This window comes from Herbaspirillum sp. BH-1 (assembly GCF_002870055.1).
GTDB classification, from domain to species: domain Bacteria; phylum Pseudomonadota; class Gammaproteobacteria; order Burkholderiales; family Burkholderiaceae_D; genus Herbaspirillum; species Herbaspirillum frisingense.
This window is the reverse complement of sequence record NZ_PKOI01000001.1, coordinates 395134-416214: the sequence shown is the minus strand read 5'-3', so window position 1 is coordinate 416214 and position 21081 is coordinate 395134. Positions and strand designations below refer to the sequence as shown.

Annotated in this window: 22 protein-coding genes; 4 read left to right on the top strand and 18 right to left on the bottom strand. The window is 64.8% G+C overall.

The features are described from left to right. Positions 1 to 21 precede the first annotated feature (21 nt). Both HBH1_RS01865 and HBH1_RS01860 read left to right on the top strand, forming a co-directional pair. Positions 22 to 603 (top strand): TetR/AcrR family transcriptional regulator, encoded by a 582-nt coding sequence (locus HBH1_RS01865; RefSeq protein WP_102661357.1) that lies wholly within the window; start codon positions 22 to 24, stop codon positions 601 to 603. Between the two features lie 67 nt (positions 604 to 670). Further along, positions 671 to 940: a hypothetical protein gene (locus tag HBH1_RS01860; protein WP_146012807.1), complete on the top strand. Its 270-nt coding sequence runs from the start codon at positions 671 to 673 to the stop codon at positions 938 to 940. A 442-nt stretch (positions 941 to 1382) separates the two neighbouring features. Here HBH1_RS01860 and HBH1_RS01855 read toward each other — a convergent pair whose 3' ends face one another. Beyond that, positions 1383 to 2309, bottom strand: a complete 927-nt coding sequence (locus HBH1_RS01855) for a LysR family transcriptional regulator (protein WP_102661355.1) — start codon at positions 2307 to 2309, stop codon at positions 1383 to 1385. A 107-nt stretch (positions 2310 to 2416) separates the two neighbouring features. Between HBH1_RS01855 and HBH1_RS01850 the strand changes: the two genes are divergently transcribed. Beyond that, the gene (locus HBH1_RS01850) at positions 2417 to 3205 is read left to right on the top strand and encodes a substrate-binding domain-containing protein (protein ID WP_102661354.1); all 789 of its coding nucleotides are present in this window, start codon (positions 2417 to 2419) and stop codon (positions 3203 to 3205) included. A gap of 48 nt (positions 3206 to 3253) precedes the next feature. After that, positions 3254 to 4567, top strand: coding sequence for an MFS transporter (locus HBH1_RS01845; RefSeq protein WP_102661353.1), 1314 nt, complete (start codon positions 3254 to 3256; stop codon positions 4565 to 4567). Here the strand turns inward: HBH1_RS01845 and HBH1_RS01840 are convergent. The 17 genes from HBH1_RS01840 to HBH1_RS01760 all read right to left on the bottom strand — a co-directional run bounded on the left by HBH1_RS01840 (position 4465) and on the right by HBH1_RS01760 (position 21059). Continuing rightward, positions 4465 to 6132, bottom strand: coding sequence for a methyl-accepting chemotaxis protein (locus HBH1_RS01840; RefSeq protein WP_102661352.1), 1668 nt, complete (start codon positions 6130 to 6132; stop codon positions 4465 to 4467). The two genes, HBH1_RS01845 and HBH1_RS01840, sit on opposite strands and share 103 nt — an antisense overlap. 200 nt (positions 6133 to 6332) lie before the next feature. Beyond that, positions 6333 to 7406 (bottom strand): porin, encoded by a 1074-nt coding sequence (locus tag HBH1_RS01835; protein ID WP_102661351.1) that lies wholly within the window; start codon positions 7404 to 7406, stop codon positions 6333 to 6335. A gap of 307 nt (positions 7407 to 7713) precedes the next feature. Further along, positions 7714 to 8661 carry a PDR/VanB family oxidoreductase gene (locus tag HBH1_RS01830; RefSeq protein WP_102661350.1) on the bottom strand — a complete coding sequence of 316 codons (948 nt, stop codon included), beginning with the start codon at positions 8659 to 8661 and terminating at the stop codon, positions 7714 to 7716. A gap of 81 nt (positions 8662 to 8742) precedes the next feature. Continuing rightward, a complete protein-coding gene (locus tag HBH1_RS01825) occupies positions 8743 to 9174 on the bottom strand; it encodes a RidA family protein (protein ID WP_102661349.1) in 432 nt (143 codons plus the stop codon). Then, the gene (locus HBH1_RS01820; protein ID WP_077237866.1) at positions 9171 to 10220 is read right to left on the bottom strand and encodes an aromatic ring-hydroxylating oxygenase subunit alpha; all 1050 of its coding nucleotides are present in this window, start codon (positions 10218 to 10220) and stop codon (positions 9171 to 9173) included. Before HBH1_RS01820 ends, HBH1_RS01825 begins: the two co-directional genes overlap by 4 nt. Positions 10221 to 10260: 40 nt before the next feature. Continuing rightward, positions 10261 to 10494, bottom strand: a complete 234-nt coding sequence (locus HBH1_RS01815) for a recombinase-like helix-turn-helix domain-containing protein (protein ID WP_006462358.1) — start codon at positions 10492 to 10494, stop codon at positions 10261 to 10263. Continuing rightward, a complete protein-coding gene (locus HBH1_RS01810; protein ID WP_102661348.1) occupies positions 10494 to 10826 on the bottom strand; it encodes a hypothetical protein in 333 nt (110 codons plus the stop codon). The genes HBH1_RS01815 and HBH1_RS01810 overlap by 1 nt, the downstream gene beginning before the upstream one ends. A gap of 7 nt (positions 10827 to 10833) precedes the next feature. Next, complete coding sequence (locus tag HBH1_RS01805; protein WP_102661347.1) at positions 10834 to 11994, bottom strand: FAD-dependent monooxygenase; 1161 nt, start codon at positions 11992 to 11994, stop codon at positions 10834 to 10836. 35 nt (positions 11995 to 12029) lie between these two features. Next, complete coding sequence (locus tag HBH1_RS01800; protein WP_102661346.1) at positions 12030 to 13001, bottom strand: VOC family protein; 972 nt, start codon at positions 12999 to 13001, stop codon at positions 12030 to 12032. Between the two features lie 36 nt (positions 13002 to 13037). Then, positions 13038 to 14513, bottom strand: coding sequence for an aldehyde dehydrogenase (locus HBH1_RS01795; protein ID WP_199181514.1), 1476 nt, complete (start codon positions 14511 to 14513; stop codon positions 13038 to 13040). Positions 14514 to 14562: 49 nt separating this feature from the next. Then, complete coding sequence (locus HBH1_RS01790; RefSeq protein ID WP_006462353.1) at positions 14563 to 15363, bottom strand: aspartate dehydrogenase; 801 nt, start codon at positions 15361 to 15363, stop codon at positions 14563 to 14565. Between the two features lie 10 nt (positions 15364 to 15373). Then, on the bottom strand, positions 15374 to 17122 hold the full coding sequence (locus tag HBH1_RS01785) for a thiamine pyrophosphate-binding protein (RefSeq protein ID WP_102661345.1): 1749 nt from the start codon (positions 17120 to 17122) through the stop codon (positions 15374 to 15376). Continuing rightward, positions 17115 to 17939, bottom strand: coding sequence for an SDR family oxidoreductase (locus HBH1_RS01780; protein ID WP_039874641.1), 825 nt, complete (start codon positions 17937 to 17939; stop codon positions 17115 to 17117). Before HBH1_RS01780 ends, HBH1_RS01785 begins: the two co-directional genes overlap by 8 nt. A 1-nt stretch (position 17940) precedes the next feature. Beyond that, entirely contained in the window at positions 17941 to 18774 is an 834-nt protein-coding gene (locus HBH1_RS01775) for an IclR family transcriptional regulator (RefSeq protein ID WP_006462350.1), read from the bottom strand. Positions 18775 to 18788: 14 nt separating this feature from the next. Continuing rightward, entirely contained in the window at positions 18789 to 19676 is an 888-nt protein-coding gene (locus HBH1_RS01770; protein WP_102661344.1) for an alpha/beta fold hydrolase, read from the bottom strand. Between the two features lie 17 nt (positions 19677 to 19693). Beyond that, positions 19694 to 20230: a cupin domain-containing protein gene (locus tag HBH1_RS01765; protein WP_102661343.1), complete on the bottom strand. Its 537-nt coding sequence runs from the start codon at positions 20228 to 20230 to the stop codon at positions 19694 to 19696. A 58-nt stretch (positions 20231 to 20288) separates the two neighbouring features. Continuing rightward, entirely contained in the window at positions 20289 to 21059 is a 771-nt protein-coding gene (locus HBH1_RS01760) for an SDR family oxidoreductase (protein WP_102661342.1), read from the bottom strand. Positions 21060 to 21081 lie beyond the last annotated feature (22 nt).

Below are 21081 nucleotides of genomic sequence, written 5' to 3'. Positions count from 1 at the left end.
CTTTTTTTGCAAGGAGCCACAGTGAAAATCGAAGCAGGAGCCAACTCAAGGGAAAAGATCCTTGTGGAGGCCACAAGGATTGCACAGGCGCATGGCTACAATGGGCTGAACGTTCGCGATCTGGCCAGTGCCGTCGGCATCAAGGCGGCCAGCGTCTATCATCATTTCGCCAGCAAGGCGGCGCTTGGCGCTGCAGTAGCCAGGCGCTACTGGGAAGATTCCGAGGCGACGCTACGGACGATAGAAGAAACCGCAGGCTCCCCGCTGGAATGCCTGCGCAGATATCCCGACACCTTCCGCACTGCCCTCGACCGGGACAATCGCATCTGCCTGTGTAGTTTCCTGGCAGCCGAAATGGACGATCTTCCCGAAGAGATCAAGAGTGAGGTGCGAAAATTCGCCGAGGTCAATGTCGCGTGGTTGAAACGTATGCTTGTCAGTCAGGCCGCGATACCTGCCAAGGAATGCGGCAGCCGCGCAGAAGCCATTTTTTCGGCAGTCGCAGGCGCCCAATTGATCGCTCGGAGCCGAAGCGATGTTTCGGTGTATGACCAGCTCATTCGCAGTTATCTCTCTGCCGGGTTATTACCGGGGAAGAAATGAAGTCAGTCTCTCGACAGCCGCCAAAGGTGTTATCGATCCTGACTCAAGACAACCCCTACCCCAAGCAATGAAACTCATCCTCCCCATCCTCTGCATGCTGAGCCTCCTTGGCTGCAGCAAGCCCGAAGGCCGGTGGCGGGCGACTCAGGACGTCAGCGTATTCAAAGCCGCCAACGAGGCCGACGAGGTGGCCTTCATCCTGCGCAAAGGCGAACCATGCGCCCTCGGGCGGGAACAGGTGGTCAAGGCATTCATGTACCGGGAGGTCAACTGCGCGCAAGGTCAGGGATGGCTTCTCTACGAGGCCGGCTACCCTTTCGCTCAGGAATCCCGCTGATCCGTTCGCCACCGAACACCCGTTCAGACAAACCCGTTTCCTTGCACCCATCCCCGGAAACCGGTGAAAAATCCCCCGGATCAACGCTCCCACACCGCCCGCCAGCAAACCGATCTTTTTTCTGCAAAGAGCAGTTTCATTTTTTTGTCAGAGCCTATATAATCGCCCCCTCTTCGGAATTCGGCAGCCCTGCCAGGCAGGAAAACCTGCCTCCGGACCAGACAAGAACACCCCAAAAAGGCCCTCCCCAGCGAGGGCCTTTTTTATGGGCCGCGATTTTGCAAACAATTTACGCAATCCCGCGAGAAGCCCCGTCATTACAGGAAACTTATCCACGATTTATGTGCATAAATTTGTGGATAACCCATTTCCCCGATGCGCAAGCGGCGTCCCCGCCTGCCCTCCCAATAAACCGCACAAAAAATAGGCAGTCCGGCCAGGGTCAGCCTTCCCGCGCTGACGATCTCTTGCCCCTGGTCATGATCGCATCGCGCAACGCCTGGGCCAGCGTCGCTGCGGCCGGGTTGAGTACCCGTCCCTTCAGGCTGATCAGGCCCATGGCGCGGCTCAGGACCGGGCTGGTCACCGGGCGCGCCACGATGCCCTTGTAGGGGGCGTTGCGCAGCGCCAGCTCCGGCAGCAGGGCTACGCCCAGGCCGGCGGCGACCAGGCTGATGGCGCCGGCCACGTGATTGGTCTCGTACTGGATCACCGGGCGCTGCGGTACGCGGGCGAAGGCATTGTCGATCAGGCTGCGGTTACCGCTGCTGGACGAGACCGAGACCAGCTTTTCCCCGGCCAGCGATTTCCAGTTCAGGGTGGCATGTGCGGCCAGCGGGTGATGGGCCGGCATGACTGCCAGGTAGCGCTCGCGGGTCAGCTCCTCGAAATCGATCTCGGCTTCCTGTGCGCCGATGAAGTTCACGCCGAAGTCCGCCTCGCCCTTGCGCACGCTTTCCAGCACGTCGGCCGCGCTCTCGTCGATGATGCGCACCCGCACATTGGGATGGCTGCGCGCATAGGGCTTCAATACCAGCGGCAGCAGGTTGTTGGCCACCGAAGGCACGCAGGCCACCGTCACATGCTGGCGGCGCTGCGCCATGCCCTGCTCCACGCTCTTGACGGCCAGTTCCAGTTCTTCCATCACCGCCTGGGCGTGCACCAGGAACAGCTCGCCGGCCGGGGTCAGGGAAACGCGCCGGGTGGTGCGGTCGAACAGGCGCTCCTGCAGCGCCTGTTCCAGGTTCTCGATGCGCCGGCTCAGCGCCGGCTGGGTGATGAACAGACCCTCGGCCGCCGCCCGGAAGCTGGATTGGCGCGCCACGGCGATGAAAGCCTGCAATTCGGAGGTCTCGATATTGATGCGCATTTTTTATCAATCCCAAGATTAAATGCAATTAACTTTTCAAAGGATACTCCGCAAACTGCCGGGTCTCATTCCCTACCTCAAATTAAAAACGCCAATCCGGAGATCCCATGAAAAACATCCTCACCCATTCCGTCCTCCAGCGCAGCGCGCTGGCCCTGATCATCGGTGCCGCCAGCAGCCTGGCCGCCGCAGCCGATCTCCACGTGGTCAGCTCGGGCGGTTTTGCCGCCGCCTACAAGGCACTGGCCCCGGACTTCGAAAAGAAGACCGGCCACAAGCTCATCTCAGGCTGGGGGCCGTCCATGGGCGAAACCCCGCAGGCCATTCCCAACCGACTCAAGCGCGGTGAACCTGTCGACGTGGTGATCATGGTCGGTGACTCTCTGGACAAGCTGGTGGCCGAGGGCAAGGTGTCGCGCTCCGAGCACAAGCTGCTGGCGCTCTCGCGCATCGGCCTGGCGGTCAAGGCCGGCACGCCCCGGCCTGATATCTCCACGCTGGACGCCTTCAAGCGCACGCTGCTGACGGCGCACTCGGTGGTCTATTCGGATAGCGCCAGCGGCGTGTTCCTCTCCACCAAGCTGTTCAAGCGCCTGGGCATCGACCAGCAGATGGCCTACAAGGGCCGCATGATCCCGGCCGAGCCGGTGGGTGAAGTGGTGGCGCGCGGCGAGGCCGAAGTCGGCCTGCAGCAGATCTCCGAGCTCAAGCCGATCAAGGGCATCGACATCATCGGGCCCATCCCCGAAAGCGCGCAGCAGCTCACGCCCTTCTCCGTAGGCGTGGTGGTCGGCACCAGGGAGCCGCAGGCCGCCAGGGAACTGCTGCAATACCTGGCCTCGCCGGCAGCCGAGGCCGCCATCAAGGCCTCCGGCCTGGATCCGGCGCCGCGCTGATCGACGGCTGATCCAGCGCCTGAATCAAGAGAGAAGAGAGAGACCGACATGACCACAAGCACAACAAGTACAACAAGCGTCCAACACTCCAAGCTGTCCACCGTCCTGCGGGTGACCAGCGGCAATTTCCTGGAGATGTTCGACTTCTTCCTGTATGGCTTCTATGCCAGCTACATTTCGAAGACCTTCTTCCCGTCGGACAATGAGTTCGTCTCGCTGATCCTGACCTTCGGCACCTTCGGTGCGGGCTTCCTGATGCGTCCCCTGGGTGCCATCATCCTGGGCAGCTACATCGACCGCGTCGGCCGCCGCCAGGGCCTGATCGTGACGCTGGCCATCATGGCCATCGGCACACTGCTGATCGCCTTCGTGCCGGGCTACGCCACCATCGGCGTGGCCGCGCCCATCCTGGTGCTGACCGGACGGCTGCTGCAAGGGTTCTCGGCGGGGGTGGAACTGGGTGGCGTGTCGGTCTATCTGGCAGAAATGGCCACGCCCGGCAACAAGGGCTTTTACGTCAGCTGGCAGTCCGCCAGCCAGCAGGCGGCCATCATGGCCTCGGCCCTGATCGGCTATCTGGTCAGCCAGTCGCTGGCACCGGCGCAGATCAGCGACTGGGGCTGGCGCATTCCCTTCTTCATCGGCTGCCTGATCGTACCGGCCATCTTCATCATCCGCCGTTCGCTGCAGGAGACCGAGGAATTCCTGGCCCGCAAGCACCATCCGCGCTTCGGCGAAATCATGGCCTCCATCGCACAGAACTGGAAGATCGTGGTGGCCGGCATGATGATGGTGGTGATGACGACCGTGTCCTTCTATCTCATCACGGTCTACACCCCCACCTTCGGCAAGAACGTGCTCAAGCTGTCGGCCTCGGATAGCCTCATCGTCACCTTCTGCGTGGGCCTGTCCAACTTCTGCTGGCTGCCCGTCATGGGCGCGCTGTCGGACCGCGTGGGGCGCCGCCCGGTGCTGGTGGCCTTCACGGTGCTGACCCTGCTGACCGCCTACCCGATCATGTCGTGGCTGGTCTCGGACATCAGCTTCAAGAACCTGCTCATCACCGAACTGTGGCTGTCCTTCCTCTATGCCAGCTATAACGGCGCAGCCGTGGTGGCGCTCACCGAGGTGATGCCGGCGCATGTGCGCACGGTCGGTTTCTCGCTGGCCTACAGCCTGGCCACTGCCATCTTCGGCGGCTTCACGCCACTGGTCTCGACCTGGCTGATCGAGACCTCCGGTGACAAGGCGGCGCCCGGTTACTGGATGAGCTTTGCCGCCCTCTGCGGGCTGATCGCCACACTGGTGCTGTATCGCGGCAAGGCGGCGACAGCCTCCTCATCGTCCACCTCGGCGGCCTGAAGCATCGTCCGCTCCGGTCGCACGTCCTGCAGCCGGAACACACCCACAAGCTCACGCAACCGCTGCGACTGGTCCTGCAAGGACTGGGCCGCGGCGGCGGCCTGTTCTACCAGCGCCGCGTTCTGCTGGGTGGTTTCATCCATGTGGGTGATGGCGTGATTGACCTGTTCGATACCGGCGCGCTGTTCCTGCGTGGCCATGCTGATCTCACCGACGATGTGCGACACCCGTCGCACGCTGTCCACCACCTCACCCATCGTGGTGCCGGCCTGTACCACCAGGCGTCCACCGGCATCCACCTGCGCTACCGAATCGTCGATCAGCGCCTTGATCTCCTTGGCCGCCGTGGCCGAACGCTGGGCCAGTGAGCGCACTTCCGATGCCACCACGGCAAAGCCCCTGCCCTGCTCGCCGGCACGGGCCGCTTCCACCGCCGCATTGAGCGCCAGGATATTGGTCTGGAATGCGATGCCGTCAATCACGCCGATGATGTCGACGATGCGGCGCGAGGCCTCGCTGATGCCCTGCATGGTGCTCACCACCTGCTGTACCACTTCCCCGCTGCGCGCCGCCACGCCGGAGGCATCCGAGGCCAGCTGGTTGGCCTGCTGCGCGTTCTCGGCATTCTGGCGCACGGTGGAGGTCAGCTCTTCCATCGCCGCCGCCGTTTCTTCCAGTGAGCCGGCCTGCTGCTCGGTACGCGCCGAGAGGTCCAGGTTGCCACCGGCGATCTCGGCCGAGGCGGTGGCGATGGTCTCGGCCCCTCCACGCACATCGGCCACGATGCGGGTGAGACTGCCGTTCATCTGGCGCAAGGCCTCCAGCAACTGGCCGATCTCGTCACGCGCACCGGCCCGGATCTCGCTGCACAGGTTGCCGTCGGCCACCTGCTGCGCCACCTCCACTGCATGGCGTACCGGGCGCGTGATGGACCGCGTGGTCCACCAGGCAAAGCCGCCACCCAGCAACACCGCCAGCGCAGCGATGGCCAGCATGATCAGGGTCTTGCCATGGTACTGGTCGGCGGCTTCCTGGCCGCTGCGCTCCATCATCATGGTGCCCACCGAAATATAGCTTTTGAGGCGGGCGATGTACTTGTCCTGGTCCTGGCGCAGGCTGGTCATCAACAGCTCGGTGGCATCCATGGTGGCGCCGGTGGAGGCCAGTTGCAGGAAACGCTGCTGGCCCTGCCGGTAGCTGGCGCGCAGCGACAATATCTCGGCGAAGGACTTGCGGCCCTGCTCGCTGGACAGGCGCGCCTGCAGTTTGCCGAGGTCTTCGCCGATGGCAGCTTCCCCCTTGTCGATGCGGGCGATTTCCTCGATCAGTTTCTGGTGGTCGTCCAGCAGCAGCAGGTTGCGCATGGCGCTGGCATTCTCGCTGATGCGCAAGAGCACGTCATTGGCCAGCAAGACCTGCGGGTAGCGGTCTTCGACGATCTGGCGCGTGCCCTGGTGCAGCGTGGACAGGCTGGCGATGGCCAGTCCCGTGATCCCGGCCAGCAGCGCCAGTACCAGTCCGAAGCCCAGTCCAAGACGGGCGCCCAGTTTGAGATTTGCAATCATGAGGCTTTCTCCGCAACGCAAGTATGCCGGGGGGACGATGCCATGATGCCCACCAGCAATGAATTCGGTTTGGATAAAAAAATGGCGGAGAAAGCGACTTCCTCCGCCCAAGGCACTACGAAATCCCAACCCGCTCCAGGGTCGGAATACGCAAGACAAGACTATTCACAGAAGGTAATGCCAGCCATCCAAAGATGGCCTTAGAACGAGTGGTGCATGCCGATGGTGGTGACCAGTTGGCCCTGGCCGCCGGAGACACCGGTGGAACCGCTGGCACCGGTACCGTTCATGACGGCAAAGCGCGCATCGCCGCCGGCACGCTGGTAGGCGGCCTGCACGTACCACTGGGTGCGCTTGGAGAACTCATGCACGTGCGACAGGCTGAAGGTGTTCCAGCGCGCGCCTTCCAGCTTGGACAGGCCATAACCGAAGTTGATGGTGTCCAGCGTGGCATAGCGCCAGGCCGCGCCCAGGTCCAGGTTCTTCTGCTTGGGCGTGGCGCCGCTGGGCATGGCCAGCTTGACCTGGGTGTAGGCGGTGTTCAGGCGCACGCTGCCGATGGTGTAACCCAGGCCGCCGGCGGTGGTGGTCAGGCTGTTGAAGACCGTCGCCGCATTGCCCAGGCCGACGCTGCTGAGGAAGGTGCCGGCGTAACCAGCGGCACGGTTGTTCAGCTTGGAATACGCCAGGGCCGCGCGGAACGGGCCATTGGTGTAGGTCGCACCGGCGCTGACGTTGCGACCGTTGCCGCTGTCGCCGGCCACTTCGCCGAAGCCATACATCAGGCTACCCTGGAAGCCGCCTGCGGTGGGCGAGGTATAGCGCACCGAATTGTCGAACTGGTAGGTGTTGGCCAGGCTGTCCAGGTTACCCGGGTGGAACAGGTACCAGTTGGTCAGCTGGAAGCCGTTGGACAGCTTGCCTACGTAGTCGAACACCACATCCGGCATGTGGCCCAGGGTCACCGCGCCGAAGTCGCCGGACAGGCCGATGGTGCTGTAGCGGTTGAACAGCTTGGAGGAATTGGGCGTGCCGCCACTGTCGGTGTAGAAGCCGGCTTCCAGCTGGAAGATCGCCTTCAGATTGCCGCCCAGGTCCTCGGTGCCACGAAAGCCGATACGATCCGGCTGCATCGTGCCCTGATCCAGGCGCGACACCGATCCGCCATTGAGGTTGTTGATATAGGCCACGCCAGCATCGAGGCTGCCGTAGATGGTGACGCTGCTCTGCGCAAAGGCTGCTGTCGATAGACAGGATGCCGCTGCGGCAATCATTAACTTCTTCATCAAACTCCCCTTCAACGAATAAAGTCCAAACACGCGGCCAGGCCGCATTCACTCACTGCTCCCCGGCGCCCCGTGCGCAGGAGAGGTGACTTCTGCCGGCAAGCGAGGCGCCCTGTCCCGCATGGTCGGCGGGCGCCGCTTGCCAGGTGGTGCGTGATCCGGTGTTATTTGTTTCACCTATGGATCGACGTTCCACAAAATTCATCAGGCTCAAAAAAATGCCCTGTGCCTGAGCACGGGCATGGGGCCGGGCAAATGCTGCCCGCGCCGCGCTGCATTACAGATCCAGATCCAGCTACAGGTCCAGCACCAGGCGTTGTCCCTTGCAGCCGGACACGCACACCATCATGGTCTTGCCGGAAGCGCGCTCGGCCTTGCTGAGCACGCCATCGCGATGTTCCAGTTCACCCTCCAACACCTTGGTCTCGCAGGCGCCGCAAACCCCTTCGCGGCAGCTGTGATCGACTGCGATGCCGGCATCCAGCAAGGCGTCCAACAGCGACTTGCCGGCCGGGACGGTGACGCTGGACTTGCTGCGCGCCAGTTCGGCCACGTAGCTGCCGGTCTGGACCGCCTCTACCTTTTCGGCGGCAAAGCGTTCGATGTGGACGTTGGGCAGGCCCAGTTCTTCGCACAGGTTTTCGAAGGCATTGAGCATAGGCGTCGGCCCGCAGCAATAGAAATGCGCCTCCTTCGGATGCGCTGCGAGGAAAGCCCGCAGGTCAGGCGGCGCACCGGCCTCGTCATCGAAGTGGCTGGACACACCCGGCTCGCCCAGCAGCTCGGCGGTGAAGGCCGCTTCCTTGCGCGAGCGGGCGCAGTAGTGCAACACCGCTTCCCGACCCTGGGCGCGCAGGTGGTGATACATGCAGGAAATCGGCGTGATACCGATGCCACCGGCGATCAGCACCGACAGTGGCGCCGCTTCTTCCAGCGGGAAATTGTTGCGCGGTGCCGAGATGGTGAGGCTGGCACCGACCCGCAGTTGTTCATGCACATAGCGCGAACCACCGCGACTGCCCCGGTCGTTGAGCACACCGACCACATAGCGATGCCGCTCGGTCGGCGAGTTCGACAGCGAATAGCTGCGCACCAGGCCATTGCCCAGGTGCAGGTCGATATGCGCACCGGCCTCGAAGGCCGGCAGCTCGCCGCCCTCGGGCAGGCGCAGTTCGACGCTGACTACGCCTTGCGCTTCAAAGCGCATGGCCTGCACGCGCACGGAAATAAGAGGACTGCTCATGAATGCACCACCATCACATCAGATTGTTCAAACCGCCTCGTGTCACTTGCTGTCACTTGCTGTCACTTGCTGCCACTTGCATCAACCGCCCACTGCCTGCCGCAGGTCGACACCCAGGCGCGCAAAGGCATCGATCTCGACCGTCAGTTCCGGAAACACCAGTGCGCTCACCGCCACCAGCGTCGAGCACGGATAAGGCGTGCCGAAGAAGTCGCGCCGGGCGCGTCCTACCTCGTCCTTGTGCGCGATGTCGGTGACATAGATCACCAGCTTGGTGATGCTGCCGACGCTGCCGCCGGCGGCCTCCACCAGATCGCGGATCTTGCCCAGCACCACCAGCGTCTGCTGGTAGGTGTCCAGCGTCTGCTGGCGCGAGGCCGGATGCGCAGTCATGCCGGACATCACGATCTCGTCGCCCACCACCAGGCAGTTGGACCAGGTGGCCGTGGTCAGCTCGGGGACCTTGTCGGTCTTCACATGGCGCACGGCGACCGGGCTTGCTGCGTGGTTCATGCTGCCTTCACCGGCGCCTTGGCCGCGGCCAGTTCTTCTTCCCGCGCCAGCTGGGCCTTGGCCAGACCGCGCAGGTGACGGCGCAGGCGCACGATGCCCATGTCGTGCTGGTACAGCATCTCGCGCTGGTTGGCGTCGGGCTCCATCAGTTCCAGCACCACGCGGTCCTGTTCCAGCACGTTCCAGTGGCGCGCTTCCAGGCGGTTGCGGTAGAGGAAGCGCCAGGTGTCGCGCTGCCAGCCGGACAGCTTGCGGCAGCGCCAGTGGAACACCGCCGCGATGTTGTCCACGATGGGCGTGTAGCTGCCGATGATGACGAAGCTGCCACCCGGGCCGCCGGTCTTGGGATAGGGAATGGCCAGGCGCATCCAGTGCAGGTCGGTATCGCCCCACTCGGTCCAGTCGAAGTTGACGTCGCGCTGGCCTTCCTTCTCGAAGACGAAGCCGATGTCGGTCTCGCGGATGCCGAAGCTGGCGGTGTTGTCGCCTTCGGCCATGGAGTGCGACTGCTTGTGCAGGAAGGTGCCGTGCATGGGGTCCATCACGTTGTCCAGCACGTAGCGGTAATCACCCTTCCATTCGGTGTAGCACAGGAAGTTGGAATACTCGGGACTGGTCAGCTCTTCCGGCAGGCGCAGCGGCGGCGGGGTGTCGATATCTTCCATGCTGTTGTAGAGGAAGATGGCGCCGGCCGCTTCGGTGACGTGGAAGCGACGCGTGGCCTTGGCGCCCTCCAGCTTGCAGCCGGGGCTGCCCGGCACGCTGGTGACCACGCCGTCGAAGCGTACCTGCACGCCGTGGTAGCCACAGGCGATGCGGTCCCCCATGGGGATGCCCATGGACAGCGGTGCGCCACGGTGCGGGCAGTGGTCTTCCAGGGCATGCAGCTTGCCCGAGGGCTCGCGCCAGAACACGAACTTCTTGCCCAGGCGACGCAGCGAGACCGGCTTCTCGGCCACGAACTCGGATGGGCAGATCGGATACCACAGGTCTTTCAGGCCGACGGCGAGGACGGCGTCGACGGGATCATTGGCGGTGGTTCTCATTTGGATACTCTCCTGTAGGCTGGCTTGGCGGCTGGACGGATCAGGCGGCCAGGCGGGCAATCTCTTCCTGGAAGTTGGCGGCGGTCCACACGCCCTGGTTGTAGGGGCAGCTCGGGCCGGTACGGTTCAGGTGTGCCACCAGCGCATCCAGCTCGTGGATGCCGGCGGCATAGGCGCGCTCGATGGAGTCGCCCAGCAGGTCTTCGAACTGGGTCGGCGCACGGCGACGTGCCTGGTGCGGATTGAGATAGACATCGGTAACAGTTGCAACCATCATTGGCCTCCATTTCTGACGCGCTCGCGGATACGCTCGCGCACGGGAACAAAATCGTAAGTGGGGTAGCACTCGGTACGGAACACGCCCCAGGCCGAGCGCTCCAGCTCGACATTGACTTGCGGCAGCAGCGCCGGCGGCAGCTCCAGGGTGACGATCTGGCCCAGGCCCATGGCCACGGTCCAGGACACCACGCGACAGCCCTCCACCGGGAAGCGCTCCCACCAGTCCATCTGCTTCATGTGCGCCTGGATCTGCTCCAGGTTCTTCGACTGGTCATGCCTGAGCACAATGGTCAGGAGCATGCGGTCGGAATTGGTCTCTGCACTCATCGCTGGCTCACGCAGGGACGGCAACGGATTCGGGCTGGGCATCCAGCGGCGTGGTCCAGGCGTCATAGCCATAGACCCAGTCGGCATTGCCGCCCTCGCGCAGCCAGTTGTTGCCGCGTGAACCGATCTGGATCTTGGAGGCGCGTTCCATGCGCAACTGCGCATAGGCATGCAAGGATCCTGCCACCTGCTCCAGCGTGGTGACCTTGGCCAGGCAGCGCGCCAGCACCACCGCATCCTCGATGGCCATGCCGGCGCCCTGCGCCATGAACGGCATCATCGGGTGGCAGGCATCGCCCAGCAGCGCCATGTTGCCGCGCGCCCAGGCCGGCAACGGATCGCGTTCATACAGCGCGGTCTTGAGCACTTCGTCGCAGGCGTCCAGCAAGGCCGTGGCGTCGGGGTGGAAACCGGCGTAGCTGTCGCGCAGTTCCTGCACGTTGCCCGGGGTGGTCCAGGATTCCAGGTGCCAGCTTTCTTGCGCGGTGGTAGCGAAGATGAAGATGTCTTCACCGCGATTGAGCGGGAAGGTCACGATCTGGCTTTCCGGGTTCGGACCCCACCACTTGGTGAAGGCCTGCAGGTTCGGCACGCCGGCCACGCGGGAGGCCGGCACCACGGCGCGGAAGGCCACCACGCCGGTGAAGCGCGGGCTCTCGGCACCGAACATGGCAGTGCGCACGGCGGAGTGGATGCCATCGCCACCGATGAGCACGTCCACGCGGTCCGTACTGCCATCGGTGAAGTGCAGATGGATGCCATCGTCCTCTTCGCTGATCTTCTCGGCGCGCTTGGCAAAGCGCACCTGCTCCAGCGGGAATACCTCGGCCAGCGCCGCCAGCAGGTCGGCACGGTGGATGGTCAGTTGCGGTGCGCCGTATTTCTGCTCGGCGGTGTCGCCCATGGCCAGGCGCGAGGTTTCCTCGCCGCTGTCCCAGGTACGGCTGATGCGGTGGGTGGGACGGGCCGCGGTACGGCGCACGGCCTCGCCGATGCCCAGGCCGTCCAGGGCGCGCACCGCGTTGGGGGTGAGGTTGATATCCGCGCCCACGCGCAGGAACTGCTTGGACTGTTCATACACCACCACCTCATGGCCCGCGCGCTGCAGGGCGATGGCGGCGGTCAGGCCGCCGATGCCGGCGCCCAGGATTCCGATCTTGAAGGACATCTGGATTTCCTTTCTACAAATGACGGATTGCCGTCTTACTTGCCGGCCGGCGCGCGGTCGGTCAGGAACTTGCCGCTGGGGCCTTGTGCATTCTTCTGACGGCGGGTGTTGCCGTCGATGCCGCCATCGATGGCCCATTCGGCGAACACGGTCGGGCCGGGTTCGAAGTCACGCGGCTCCCAGTGGGCATCGAGCTGGTCTTCGTCGGCGTAGTATTCGATCAGGCCGCCGGCCGGATTCTTGAAGTACCAGAAGTAGGCCGAGGAAATCGGATGACGGCCCGGACCCAGCTGGGTATCCCAGCCCTTGCGCGACATGTGCATGCCACCGCCGAAGACTTCATGGATGTCGCGCACGGTGAAGGCGACGTGGTTCAAGCCCGACCTTGCCTCCGGCGGTTGCAGCAGGAAGATGTCGTGATGCCCGCCGACATCGGCGCAGCGCAGGAAGGCGCCGCGTTCCGGATAGCGGTCCGAGGGCACGAAGCCGAAGTTCTCGCAATAGAAGCGTTCGCAGGCCTTGACGTCCTTGACGAAGAACACCACGTGGCCCACCTCGATGGGCGTGGCACGTTCATAGATGGGGCTGCGCTGGTTGATGCGGTTCTTTTCGTTCCAGGTGTTCATGCGTGCGCATTCGATCTCGACATCGCGCTTGACCGAGACCTGGAAGCGCACCGCCAGGCCATTCGGATCGGTGCAACCGACGCGCTTGCCGTCATTGACGTAGCCCGGCAGACCGCTAATGCGGCCGGCGAACTTGTCCAGCACGGCGGCCGAGGACACGCCCCACACCACCTCGCGCAGGGTCGATCCGGCTTCGATGGCCGGCGGCAGGCCGGGGTCGGCGCTGTCGCGCACGATGACGCGGCAGCCGTTCTGCGATTCGAAGACCAGTTCGGCTGCGCTTTCCTGCGCCAGCAGCATGCCCCAGTCGAGGAAGAACTGGCGGCAGGTCGGCAGGTCGTCCGCGCCGTAGATGATTTCGTCGATACCCAATACGTCCATGTGTGTCTCCAATACGTGTTCAGGGGGGCGGCGCTCTTAGCCGGCCCAGGGCAAGGGCTGTTCGTTCATGCCCCAGTACATGGCCTTCTGCTCCATGTACTGCAGGATGCCCAGCCTGCCCTTCTCGCGACCCAGGCCACTGTCGCGCCAGCCGCCGAAGGGGGTCGAGATCGAGAATTGCTTGTAGGTGTTGATCCAGACGTTGCCGGCCTGCACTGCGCGGCCGATGCGCCAGGCGCGCTTGTAGTCGCGCGTCCAGATACCTGCGGCGAGCGCATAGACGCTGTCGTTGGCTTGCCGGATCAGGTCGTCTTCGTGGTCGAAAGGCATGGCCACCAGCACCGGCCCGAAGATTTCTTCCTGGCAGATGCGTTGCTCATTGCTGACGCCTTCGATGATGGTCGGGGTGTAGTAGTAACCGCGTTCGAACTGCGCGCCCTGCGGACGCACGCCACCGGTGCGGATGCGGCCGCCATCGGTGACGCCGATATCGACATAGCGCTCGATGCCTTCGCGATGGCGGGCGGTGATCAGCGGTCCCATCTGGGTGCGCTCGTCGGCCGGATCGCCTACCCGCAGCGCGGCGGCACCGGCAGCCAGGCGTTCCATGAAACCGTCGTACAGCGCGCGCGCCACGAACAGGCGCGAGCCGGCGATGCAGGATTCGCCGGAACTGCTGAAGATGCCATACAGCACACCGGCCACGGCATGGTCGAGATCGGCATCCTCGAACACCATGGTGGGCGACTTGCCGCCCAGTTCCAGCGAGACCGGCATCATCTTGTCGGCGGCGATGTGGGCGATGTGCTTGCCGGTGGTGGTGCCACCGGTGAAGGAGACGCGCTTGACCAGCGGATGCAGGGTGATGGCGTCGCCGATCACCGAGCCCTTGCCCGGCAGCACGCTGATCATGCCGGCCGGCACGCCGGCTTCGATGCAGATGCGCGCCAGTTCCAGCGCGGCCAGCGGGGTCACCTCGGCCGGCTTGACCACCACTGCATTGCCGGCAGCCAGGGCCGGCGCCATCTTCTGCGCCTCGCTGGCGATCGGCGAATTCCACGGCGTGATGGCGGCCACCACGCCCATGGGTTCATACACGCTCATGGTGAGGTTGTCGCCACGCATGGGCGTGAGGGTTTCTTCCAGGGTTTCACAGGCGGCCGCGAAGAACTGGAAGGTGGCGGCCGCACTGGCCACCAGATTGCGCGTCTCGCTGATGGGCTTGCCATTGTCCAGGCGCTGCATCTGCGCCAGGGCTTCGCCGCGTTCGCGGATCAGCTGCGCCACGCGGTACAGCACGGCGGCACGTTCATGCGGCTTCTTCTGCGCCCAGCCGCTGGTGCGGAAGGCGTGGTCGGCACCGGCGATGGCCTCTTCCACATCGGCCACACTGGCCGCATTGAGGTAGGCCACCGGCTCACCCGTGGCCGGGTAGAGCGTGGCATAACGGTCGCCGCCACCCAATCGCCATTGACCGGCGATGCAGATCGGCAGCGTTTCGTTCAGATTCATCATGGTCGACATGTCCTTGCGAAGCTCAGATATTCAGATACTCAACTGCTCAGATCGACAGCGCATGGGCACGATTGCCCAGGGCGCGCACGACGCTGTAGACGGTCAGCGCCGAGGTCTTGGGATTGGCCGCCAGCGGCTTGCCGCGCATGGTCAGCTCGAAGCCGCCGAAGGCGCCCCGCGCTTCCACGTAGTGCACGTTCTCGCTCACGCCCGGATCGGCATACAGGCGCACCCGGGTCTGGTCCAGGCCCAGGCCGGCCAGCGACAGCGTGGCGGCGACGTTGGCATTCTTGGGATACAGGCGCGCCGCTTCGCGGGCGCTGCCTTCGAAGATGACGGTCGGCTCCTTGAGCGCATCCAGATCGAAGGCAGCCTCGGCCGGCGTATCCTTCCAGGCCTGCGGCGGCTTGCGGCCGGTATAGACCACCGATTCCAGCCCACCGACCTTGGCCGCGGCCAGGGCGTCGATGGCGCCGATGGCGCCGGAAAGCAACTGCACCTGGGTCTTGCCGGCGCGGGCGGCGGCTTCCAGCTTGTCGACCAGGCCGGGTTCGGACAAGGCGCCGATGGACACCACCATGCAGGGGATGCCACGCTCCAGCGCCGGGATGATGTGTTCGGCGATGGCCTGATGACCGGCGCATTCGATCAGCAGGTCAGGACGCTCGTCCCCCAGCCGCGACACCACCCGGGCCGTCGGCGCCAGTGTGGAGACGGTGCTGCGGGCGCGCTCCATGTGCGCCTCCGGCACCACCACCATGTCGAAGGCGACCTCGGGATCACTCTTCAAGATCTCCATGACGCCCACGCCGATGGCGCCGCATCCGATCATCGATACGTGCAGCATGCTCGGCTCCTCAGGCGGTGGCCGCAGTGGCGGCAGCGGCGACCACGGCAGCGGCTGCGGCGGCGGCCTTTTCCGCGCTTTCCGCGCTTTCCACGTTTTCCGTCTGATTGACCGGCGGGCCAGCGAAGGCAGTCTTGAAGCTGCCGATGGTCAGCATGTCGATCTCCAGCAGGAAGGGGCCCTTCTGCGACAGCGCCTCGTCCAGCGCCCCGGCCACCTCGGCCAGGTTGCCCACGCGCTGGTGACGCAGCTTCAGCGCCGAGGACAGTTCGGCATAATCGGGCGTGTGCAGGTCCACGTAGTGGCGACGACCGCCGTATTGCGCATCCTGGATGTTCTTGATGACGCCGTAGCCCTTGTCGTTCATCAGCACGATCACCATGTCAGCCTGTTCCTGAACGGCCGTGGCCAGCTCACCCAGGTTGAGGATGAAGCCGCCATCACCGGCCAGGGTGAAGGTCTTCTTGCCGGACTGCGTGACCGCCGCACCGATGGCCGCGCCGATACCCATGGCCAGGCCCTGGCCGATGCCGCCGCCCAGCGCATGCACGCCGGCACGCGGATCGAAGATGCGCAGGTAGCGGTTGCCCCAGGTGCTGTTGGAGACGGTGACGTCGCGTACCCAGTTGAACTCGCGGCCGGCCGCCTGCTGCAACTGTTCCACCAGGGCGCTATAGGGGCCGAGGCCATCGACCAGGCCATGCACGGCGGTATCGCGTGCCTTCTGCAGGTCGGCCATGAAGCCCGGATCGACCTTCAGCGCGGCCAGGCGGTCGGCCAGGCCGGACAGTACCAGCGCCGAATCACCGCAGACGAAATAGTCGCTGGTGTAGCAGCGGCCTTCGGCAGCCGGATCGGCATCCACGCGATACAGCGGGCGCGGCAGTTTCAGTTCGTACTTCAGGGTTTCGTTGCCGCGCAGGCGCGAGCCGACCACCAGCATGGCGTCGCAGCTCTGATAGAAATTCTCGACCGGCTTGTGCAGGTTGAAGGCGCCCAGCGAGCGCGGATCATCCTCGGCCACGATGCCGCGACCCTGGGTGCTGGTGACCACGCCGAAGCCCAGGTCCATCAGGCGCTTTACCTGCGCGCCGGCATGCCGCGCCCCGCCGCCCAGCCACAGCAGCGGACGCTTGGCCTTCATCAGGCGCTCGGCCAGTTCATCCAGCGCGCGCGCCGACGGCACGCTTTGCGGGATGGCCAGCGGTTGCAGGTTGCTGGGCATGGGGATCAGGGCAGCCTGGATGTCGATGGGGATTTCCACCGAGACCGGGCCCATCGGCGGGGTCAGTGCAGTCTGCACGGCCAGCTTGATGGTGCTGATGGCGGTCTCCACGCTACGGATGCGGAAGGCCGCCTTGGAGATGGCCTTGAGCATGCTCAACTGGTCCGGCGCTTCGTGGATGTAGGCCAGGCTCTGGTCCAGGTAAGGCGTCTCGATCTGACCGGTCAGGTGCAGCAGCGGCGTACCGGCGGTCAAGGCTTCCACCATGGCGCCGGCGGCATTGCCGGCTGCAGTGCCGGTGGAGGTCAGGCATACACCCAGGCCACCGGTGGTACGGGCATAGGCGTCGGCCATGTTGGCGCCGCCGGCTTCGCCACGGGCCGGGATGAAGCGGATCTTGCCGCGCTCGCCGAAGGCGTCGAGGATGGGCATGTTGTGGATCGAGATCACGCCGAAGGCAGCCTTCACGCCGCACTGTTCGAGGAAAGCCGCGATGGCGCAGCCGACGGTCACTTGCTGGTTGGTATTAGACATGGCGGGAAAGTCCTCCTGAAACATCGATATGGCTGCCTGTGGTGTACGAGGAAAGCGGCGTGGCGAGGAATACGATCGCCTGCGCGGCTTCCCGGGGAAGGCCGAGACGGCCGAGTTGAATCTGTTTCTTTGCGGCCAGCGCGGCGGTCCATTGGGCCCAGCTCTGGTCCTGCAGTTCGGGGCCGCGCGCGGCATAGCGGCGGCGCCATTGGCCCGACTCCACCAGGCCGATCAGGATGCCGTTCACACGCACGCGGGCGGCGTCGCCATTGGCCAGTTCGGTGGCCAGCGAGCGCACCAGGTTGTGCACGCCGGCGCGGGCGGCGGAAGTCGCTACCATGTGCGGCTCGGGTTGCGTGGCCAGCAGCGAGTTGACGCAGACGATGGCGGCATCCCCGTGCTGCGCGCTCATGGCCTGCAGTTGCGGCAGGAAGGCGCGGGTCGGGTAGATCACGGAAAAGAATTTCAGGCGCAGCTCTTCGCTCCAGGCCTCGTCGGCGGTATCGGCGAAGGTCGAGACGCGGCCCTGGCCGGCGTTGTTGACCAGCATGGACACCGCGCCCAGGGTGTTTTCCACCGAGGCGGCGAAGGCCTGCACCTGCTCCTGCGACAGCACGTCGCAAGGGGCGCTGTACAGGCGGGCCTGCGGGTAGCGCTCGCGCAGCGCGGCTTCGGCGTCCTTCAGCCGGGCGCCATCACGGCCGCAGAAGGCCACGGCTGCGCCCGCTTCCAGCAGCAGTTCCACGGTCGCCAGACCGATGCCGGAAGAGCCGCCGGTGACCACGGCCACCTTGCCCTGGAGAGAAGTCATCGCCATTTCAGCCCCGCCACATGTTGACTACCTTGGCACCGCCCTGCGGGGCGTGGTCCAGCAGGCGGGACAGTTCGGCCGCCGTATCGCGCACGCGGGCCACGATGATGTCGAGCTGGCTGGCGTCGATGTGCGGCGAAGGGATCGTGGCGCCCATGGCGGCCACCACATTGCCGGAGTGATCGCGCACCGGTGCGGCGACGGTGGAGATGCTGGTTTCGAAGAAACCTTCCTGCAGCACGAAGCCACGTTCCTTGTCGGCCTGCACCATGTCGAACAGTTCGACCACGGTCTTGGGGGTGTTGCTGGAAAAGACTTCCAGGTGTTCTTCCGGATACAGGGCGCGCAGTTGCGGCAGGCTCAGGTCTTCCAGCAGCACCCGACCCAGCACGGTGGCATGCGCCGGCAAGCGGGTGCCGACGTTGACATGGCTGGTGAAGGCGGTCTGGGTGACCGACTTGGCGACATAGACAATGGAGCGGCCATCGCGCACCACCAGGTTGCAGGAGTAGCCGATCTCGTCGCGCAGGCGGTCCAGCAGCGGGCGGCCGATCTCGGTCAGTTCCAGCGAGGCCAGGTATTCGAAGCCCAGGCGCAACACCGACATGCCCAGGCGATAGTCACGCCCGCCGTCGGCACGCTCGACGAAGCCCATGCGTTCCAGCGTGGCCAGCAGGCGGAACACGGTAGAGCGCGGGATGTCCAGGCGACGCGCCAGTTCGGGCGCGGACAGGGTCTTGTCCTGGCGGCTGAATTCGCACAGCAGGCGCAGGCCGCGTTCCAGGCCGGGGACGGAATACTTGTCTTGCGACTCTTCTTCTGGCATCACTGGTTTGTTCATGATGATTTTCTGTTCTAGTTGGTTGAGGTGAGTTGCGCGCTGATCAGCGCAGCAAATTGCGACGGCTGCTCGATATAGCAGGCATGACCGGCCGCGTCCACCAGCTTGAAGGGAAGTTCGAACTGCCTGGCCAGCCCTTCACTGGCCTCCGGTGTGGTGACGATGTCCTCGGCCCCGCATGCCACCGACAACCCCCGTCGTGGTGCAGCCTGCAGGTAAGGCGCGATATCGTCACCGCACAACAATTGCACGGCCTGGGTGTAGCCCGAGGCGTCCAGCCACTGCATGTTCCAGCGCACCCAGGCGTGGTCCTGCACGCTGGCGCGGGCCGACAGCAGGCGCGTCGGCTTCTGCGCCATGCCGGCGATGCCCAGGGTGCGCAAGGCGCCCAGGCGCTCTTCCCGCACCTGGTGCGCGCGCTCTTGCTTGCCGGCGGCGCCGTAGCCCAGCGCCGGATCGGCCAGCAGCGTGCGGCGTGCGCGGCCATCGCCATGGGCCAGGTAGGCTGCGGCCATCAACGCCCCCAGCGAATGGCCGACCAGCACGCACTGCTCGACTTCCAGCGCCTGCAGCATGTCCTGCAGACGCCTTGCATAATCGACCGCCTTGGGCTGGCTCATCGTCAGCGGTGTGGAACGGCCGTAACCGGGCGCGTTCCAGGCGATCACGCGGGCCTGCGACTCCAGCTTGAGCGCGCACTGCAACCACGAGGCCGCGCCCGAGCTGATGCCATGCAACAGCACCACCACCGGACCGCTGCCGCAGCTGCGGTAGCTGACACGGCCGCCCGGCACCTCGACGCTACCCTCGGCGAAGCGGCCTTCCAGCAGGGCCAGCGGTTCGCGCAGGGCGTCGTCGCAGCTGACTGCGGTGGCGGAGGCGATGGAGGTGTCGGGATGCATGGTGTCGTTCTCTGCAATCAGCGCTTGATGGCGGTCAGCGGATGATCCGGCGGATAGGTCGGGGTGATGGGCTTCTTGGCGCCCAGCATCACGCACATCAGCGCGTCTTCGTCACCGATGTTGATCTCTTCGCGATACACGCCCGGCGGCACCGAGACCACGTCACGGTCGGTGAGGATGGTCTCGAAGCGCTCGCCATCCTTTTCCAGCACCAGCTTGAGCTTGCCGCGCAGGACGAAGAACACTTCTTCCACGTCCACGTGCAGGTGCGACGGGCCTTCGTGGCCGGCCGGGATGATCATGGTCGAGAAGGTGAAATGCTCGGAGGGAATGACGTTGGCGTCATGCGCCACACCCGTGCCGCCGGTGCCGATGTAGCGCATCTGGGCGCGACGGTACTTGGGGTCGTAGTCGGCCTGGAACTTCAGTGCGTTCCAGTCGTACTTGCGGGTGGACAGGCGCGCCACGCGCGACTCCATCCAGTCGGCGAAGCTGGCGCCGGCAGGGCGATCCCAGCTGCGGCCCATGTTTTCCTGTTCGGACATATCGGTCATGCTTTTCTCCTTGAAGGGGTCCGGAGTGATCCGGGTTGATCTGGCAAGAAATACGTTTTCAATGCATCACGAAGCCACCGTTGACCGCCATCACCTGACCGGTGAAGAAGCGCGCCATCTCCGATAGCGCGAACACCACCGCGCCGCAGACATCCTCGGGCAACTGGTCACGCCGGATGGCACGGCCGTCCAGGTAGTGCTGGTGCCGCGCCTGCGGTACATACTGCGTGGCTTCCACCAGCGTCAGGCCCGGTGCCACCGCATTGACGGTGATGTTGTCGGCGCCCAGCTCGCGTGCCAGCGAACGGGTCATGCCGATCACCGCGCTCTTGCTGGCCACGTAGGCCAGCAGGTTGGGAGCACCCCACAGCGGGGTATCGGACGACAGGTTCACCACCGCGCCGCGCCCCGAGGCACGCAGCGCCGGCAGGCAGGCATTGGTCATCAGCCAGGTGCCGCGCACGTTGACATCCATGACGCGGTCCCACATGTCCACTTCCAGCTGCTCGCTGCTCTTGCCGCCGGAGTTGGTGATGGCGGCGTTGTTGACCAGGCCGTCGAGTCCGCCCAGCCATTGCGTGGCGGCCGCCGCGCAGGCCTTCACCGAGGCCGGATCGGCCAGGTCCAGTGCAAAGCCCTCGACCTGCAGGCCACGTTGTTTCAGGGCGGCCACCGAGGCCGCCAGTTCTTCCTGCAGGATGTCGGCCATGGCCACCGTGGCCCCGGCGGCGGCGATGGTGTCCACGAACGCCAGGCCGAGGCCGCGTGCGGCGCCAGTGACCAGAATGCGTCGTCCCGCCAAAAGTGTCGCCGTGCTTGCTGCTGACATGTGCTTGCTCCTGTTGCGCTGG